General features: G+C 42.5%; 11 protein-coding genes. 7 read left to right on the plus strand and 4 right to left on the minus strand.

Annotated elements, in window-relative coordinates; all coding sequences use genetic code 11:
- The 5 genes from LZ23_RS25340 to LZ23_RS25535 form a co-directional block, all read left to right on the plus strand.
- Nucleotides 1–147, plus strand: a 147-nt coding sequence (locus LZ23_RS25340) for a helix-turn-helix domain-containing protein (RefSeq protein WP_045214257.1), incomplete at its 5' end; no start/stop codon positions are given.
- A 79-nt stretch (nucleotides 148–226) separates the two neighbouring features.
- On the plus strand, nucleotides 227–415 hold the full coding sequence (locus LZ23_RS11350; protein ID WP_045214259.1) for a DUF6447 family protein: 189 nt from the start codon (nucleotides 227–229) through the stop codon (nucleotides 413–415).
- A gap of 48 nt (nucleotides 416–463) precedes the next feature.
- Nucleotides 464–976, plus strand: coding sequence for a hypothetical protein (locus LZ23_RS11355; protein WP_045214260.1), 513 nt, complete (start codon nucleotides 464–466; stop codon nucleotides 974–976).
- A 674-nt stretch (nucleotides 977–1650) separates the two neighbouring features.
- The gene (locus LZ23_RS11365) at nucleotides 1651–1854 is read left to right on the plus strand and encodes a RelB antitoxin-like protein (RefSeq protein ID WP_045214263.1); all 204 of its coding nucleotides are present in this window, start codon (nucleotides 1651–1653) and stop codon (nucleotides 1852–1854) included.
- Nucleotides 1851–2117, plus strand: coding sequence for a type II toxin-antitoxin system RelE family toxin (locus tag LZ23_RS25535; RefSeq protein WP_045214265.1), 267 nt, complete (start codon nucleotides 1851–1853; stop codon nucleotides 2115–2117). The genes LZ23_RS11365 and LZ23_RS25535 overlap by 4 nt, the downstream gene beginning before the upstream one ends.
- Here LZ23_RS25535 and LZ23_RS11375 read toward each other — a convergent pair.
- The 4 genes from LZ23_RS11375 to LZ23_RS11390 form a co-directional block, all read right to left on the minus strand.
- Nucleotides 2099–2290, minus strand: a complete 192-nt coding sequence (locus tag LZ23_RS11375) for a type II toxin-antitoxin system HicB family antitoxin (RefSeq protein WP_045214267.1) — start codon at nucleotides 2288–2290, stop codon at nucleotides 2099–2101. The two genes, LZ23_RS25535 and LZ23_RS11375, sit on opposite strands and share 19 nt — an antisense overlap.
- A gap of 377 nt (nucleotides 2291–2667) precedes the next feature.
- Nucleotides 2668–3033, minus strand: a complete 366-nt coding sequence (locus tag LZ23_RS11380) for a type II toxin-antitoxin system VapC family toxin (RefSeq protein ID WP_045214269.1) — start codon at nucleotides 3031–3033, stop codon at nucleotides 2668–2670.
- Nucleotides 3030–3260: a hypothetical protein gene (locus LZ23_RS11385; protein WP_045214270.1), complete on the minus strand. Its 231-nt coding sequence runs from the start codon at nucleotides 3258–3260 to the stop codon at nucleotides 3030–3032. The genes LZ23_RS11380 and LZ23_RS11385 overlap by 4 nt, the downstream gene beginning before the upstream one ends.
- Nucleotides 3261–3264: 4 nt before the next feature.
- Nucleotides 3265–3525 (minus strand): helix-turn-helix domain-containing protein, encoded by a 261-nt coding sequence (locus tag LZ23_RS11390; protein ID WP_045214272.1) that lies wholly within the window; start codon nucleotides 3523–3525, stop codon nucleotides 3265–3267.
- A gap of 149 nt (nucleotides 3526–3674) precedes the next feature.
- Here LZ23_RS11390 and LZ23_RS22625 point away from each other — a divergent pair, with 149 nt between their 5' ends.
- Both LZ23_RS22625 and LZ23_RS11400 read left to right on the plus strand, forming a co-directional pair.
- Nucleotides 3675–4250 (plus strand): Arm DNA-binding domain-containing protein, encoded by a 576-nt coding sequence (locus LZ23_RS22625; RefSeq protein WP_052507331.1) that lies wholly within the window; start codon nucleotides 3675–3677, stop codon nucleotides 4248–4250.
- Nucleotides 4147–4925, plus strand: a 779-nt coding sequence (locus LZ23_RS11400; protein WP_045214274.1) for a transposase, incomplete at its 3' end; no start/stop codon positions are given. The genes LZ23_RS22625 and LZ23_RS11400, both read left to right, overlap by 104 nt.

Here is a 4925-nt window from a genome sequence, read left to right on the forward strand (position 1 = left end):
TTAACCCAGAAAGAATTATCTCTTAAGACAGGAATTCCTCAGCATCAAATTAGTGAGATGGAAAACTGCAAGAGAGGGATTGGGAAGGAGCGAGCCCGCAAATTGGCCCAGGCCCTTAATGTTTCTGATTATCGACTTTTTTTGTAATGAGCTAAAAGAGTCTCATCATTGGCGCTATGGGTAACCGCATCAGTTCCAAACACATAAACATAAAGGAGATCCAATTATGCCTACAATCACAATTGATGGAATAGAGTACGATACAGAGACCATGTCCGACGAAGCCAAGGCCCAGCTTGGGTCAATCCAATTTGTAGACCGCAAAATAGCCGAGCTTAAGGCTGAGGTAGCGGCTATGCAGACTGCACGGAATGGCTATGCACGGGCTTTAAGTGAGATACTGAATAAGGAATAACAGGCTTTTGGCCCACCGGCTGCTTGGCTGGTGGGCTTTTTTTGTTGTATGTCCACCACCTACCCCAAAGCAACCACAGTAACCATAGGCTACGACCAGATAGAAGATCGGATGTTTCTGGTCCTGTATCTACAGGACGGAGGCTCCAGAAAAGCCTATATTTCCAGAAGGCTGCTGGGTATGCTTCTGAAGTCTATGGGTGAAAAGCTGACCAGTACCAGCCCTACTGCCTCCAGAACACCTGACTCTGCAGAAGTAATGCAAATGGAGCATATTGCTGCCGTGGTCAATAGAAAGCCTGGTGTTGTACCAAAAACTACACAGCCAGAAAGTGCAAAGCCCTACTACGCCACTGAAGCCCAAATCCAAACCCAAGGCGACACACTTATACTCGGGCTTAAATCTGTAGACACAGAGCCAATAGCTGCACTTGCGCTTAAGCGCGCTGAAGCACACCAGATTTTAAGGATGCTTCGGGATCAAGCTGACAAAGCGGGGTGGGGCTTGGAGCAGCCTGCTGAATGGATGCGGCCTATGGAGTATGGGAAGGGTGGGGATTAAGACATTTCTGAAAGCACCAAGGAAGATCTGAAACTTTTTATCAGTAACAGCGCTTTTACTATATGCCCACCGGTTTATTCTGGTGGGCTTTTTCATTATGAACAAAACAGAAGCAGTACACCATACAAAAAGAGCCAACAACCGCCTAAAACCTGTATCCGATACCTGCATACGGATAATCAATTACCCAGACTGGAAAGATGCCAAAAAACATTTAATGCGTTGTTTTTGCTAGGCTGGACAGAGAGCTTGGACCTGATGACACAGAAGGACCGGCACTGCGAAAAGCTTTAGAGATTTTTTATAATACTTTTGTTTCGGATTATGAGAACTTATCCGAAGATCACGCAATGAATGTATACAAGGCAGTGCGTACGGTACAATACCAGAGGTGGCGCAGGATCGAAGCCAAATATGGACCAGTGAGGCATTACTTTGATCGCTTTGGTAACATAAAACCACAGTACAAAAAGAATAGACAGCAGGAAGATCAAGTTGAGCCACCACGAGGCTGTCTGATTCTGGTTTTATTGATTATTGGCTTTATTGTTTGGTGGTTGTTTTTTTGAGGTCTGCTGGCTTTGAGCTGGTGGGCTTTTTTGTTGGTGCTTGCCAAGTGGCTTGGGATGTAATAAATATTTGCGAGTATGGAAACCGGACAAGGAGTTACAGCCATGCAAGAAAATTTGCTAAGTCAAGCTGACTACATTACTGACCAGGGCGGAAATATAAAAAGCGTTGTTCTGGACTACCAGACCTTTAAAAAAATTGAAGAAATTATAATTGATTATGGTGTGGGAAAAGCTATGGAAGAAGTACAGGATGACGAAGAGGTTGATCTTGAAGAAGCCATTAAGCTTACTGGATATAGTAAGTGAAAACTTCCTACAAGAAAAAATTCCTGAAGGATGTCAACAAACTGCCAGACCATATTAAGCAAGGAATTCTGGATATTGTTTTCAAACAGATTCCTGAAATAGAGAACATCAAAGACTTCAGTAATTTAAAAAAATTAACAGGATTTAAGAGTTTCTACAGGATACGCTATTCGGATTATCGAATAGGAATTGCTGTCCAGCAAGATAAGATTGTATTCTTTAGAGTGTTGCACAGGAAGGATATTTATAAATTTTTTCCTTGATGAGATGAGATTGTTGCGGAAGATAACTGACACATCTCAATAACTTCCTTCATATTCTGCATCAGTTCCTCAATGGTCTTTCCCTGAGAATAACATCCTCTGAGAGCTGGAACTTCACCTACAAAATATCCATCCTCATCTTTTTCTATTACCACATAAAAATCTTGGTTCATGATTTTTCTTCAGTAAGTATTTTTGCTCATTACTGATAACTGAGGATTACTATCTCTGAAATTCTCAATTGGCAATGATCCCAAGCCAGAAACTTGGATAAGCTGAGCTCATTTTCCATCCAAAACAGCCATTTCCAATTTAAAGCTCATATTAGCCTCTTTAAGAACTTTTGTGGGTTTTTGCATACCTGATTCATTTTTTACCCTTGACGGGCCTCCACGGCCCTCCTGGAGCTTCGCTTTTTCCTGCCTAGGCAAACTGAAACGCTGAAATTAAATTTTGACCAGGTGAACTTCATTTCTCAACTTTGAATCTGTTTAACCAACAGATCATGGCCTTATGTTTGAATGAATATCCTGTGATAGAAAATTTATCCTCACTCAAAAACATTCATAATCTTGATATCCAGATTTTTGAAATCAGCAACGTTGTTGGTGACAAGAACCAGATCATTGATCTGAGCAGTTGAAGCTATGAGATTGTCTGGCAATTTGATTTTTCTTGCCTTTCTGTTTTTCAGGCATTGGACAGCTATGGCCTTGCTGGTATCAAGAATATCGAAGCAATCCAGCAGTTCTTTTACCGCCATCAGTTCATCTTCTGCAAAATCAAAGGATAACACCTCAATATAGGTTATCTGAGATATGGCTGACTGATGGAGGTTGGACAAAATGAAGTCAGTTGCCGTACTTTCTCCGTTCAAGTGATAAATGATGATATTGGAATCAACCAGGTATTTCATAACCGGCTGTCCCATTCGCTACGCATTTTCCTCTGCCAGCTGACTGGATCAATTGCCTTCCCAGACAAAATTCCGGATGTCTTCCTGACAATATCAGATCTCTTTGACTCATATTGCCTTTCAGGTTCAACCGGGAAAACAATTATCTCAATCTCCTTATCAAGATATTCTGCTGGAATATCAATTGTATAAGATTGCGTCTTTGGCCTGATTACTTCTCTGATCATGTTCCTACTCCTTAGGTGAGTGGCCTTCTGAGGGTTTCACCATAACACCCATCCTGCCATCTTTTTCACTCAAAAATTCTATACCAGCTTTTTCAAGGGTTTGCATCAAGACCTTTAAAGTCCCAATTTTAGTGTCAACAACCCCCCTCTCAAACCGTGCTATGGGAGTGACTGACATCCCAGCTTCATCAGCCAGCTTATATTGTGACCAACCTAACAAAGCTCTGGCAGCACGAACCTGCCTTCCAGTTACAAGTGGAGCCATATTTACTTATCCCGATACAAAAAATTTATCTTCTGGAAATCTAAATGAAGTTTATTGAATTGACAATGTTTTGCTTGAAACTTATTTTCAGTTTTAGTATTGCTTTTTTCATGTCTTGAGAACACTTTTTCATTTTCGGAGGACCACCCATGCCCAAAATCCACCTCACCCCAAACTTTGTATCCAACCCACCAAAACCCGCAGGTAAGGCTAAAGTTGACTATTTTGACGTTGAAATACCGGGATTTCTTTTAGAAGTCAGAGTCACCGGGAAAAGCACTTATTACCAAAGGTACAGAGACACTTCAGGCAGGCTTAAACAATTTCGCATCGGCCCTGTTGACTCTGTTTTTCTGGATGATGCCAGAAACAAAGCCAAAAAGATAAGATCACAGGCATCAATGGGGCTGGACCCCAGAAAGAATCTGGACAGGCTCAAGGAAATACCGACATTCAAGGATTTTGTTAATCAAAAATATCTGCCCTTTGTCCAGGTCCAGAAAAGATCCTGGGAAGCTGACAAAAGAGAGAGTTGGGACAGGTTCTTTAAGTTGACTTTTCTACCCTATTTCGCTAAATTCCTTTCAACCCAGCAACCACAAGCCTTCATGGAGGTCCAACATGCCCAGAATAGCCAGATTTATACGGGACAATCAGCCCAGCGTATACCATATTGTTTCCAGAACCGCCCTGCAGGGCCTTCCCATCAAGGACAAAGACAATGACTTTCTGCTGGGCCTGATCAAAAAGCTCAGTCAACTCTATTTTGTTGATGTGCTTGGATTCGCCCTTATGGGCAACCACTTTCACCTGGTAATCCGCATGTATCCAGAATCTGATCCGACAGATGATGAGATAAAGGAAAGACTGCAGAAATATTATGGAGATGAGCTTAATGTGACCGGGGTGCTTGTTTCTGATTACCGTAAGAGGCTGACCAACCTGGGGGCATATGTGAAGGACATCAAGCAGGGATTTACCAGGTATTTCAATAAAAAGTATAACCGCAGGGGCTTCTTCTGGGGGGATAGGTTCAAGAGTATGATTGTTCAGGATGGTTTGAGCTTAGTTAATCTTCTGGCTTACGTGGACCTTAATCCAATCCGGGCCGGAATAGTAAAGAAACCCGAACATTACCGATGGTGTTCCCTTGGCTACCACACCCAGACCGGGAACAAAGACGGCCTGCTGTCCATAGACTTCGGGATGAAGGAATGGAATGAGTTTGATCCCAAGGAGATTGTCCGCAAATACAGACAGTTTGTATATGAAACCGGTGCGGTTGATGCCGGGAAAGGCAAGACCATGGACAAAAAGATCGTGGAGAAGGCCAGGAAAAAGGGTTACAAAATATCCCGTGCTGAGAGGTTCAAGTACAGATGCCGGTATTTTACAGACTC

Origin of the sequence: Desulfonatronovibrio magnus (assembly GCF_000934755.1) — a bacterium.
GTDB classification, from domain to species: Bacteria; Desulfobacterota; Desulfovibrionia; order Desulfovibrionales; family Desulfonatronovibrionaceae; genus Desulfonatronovibrio; species Desulfonatronovibrio magnus.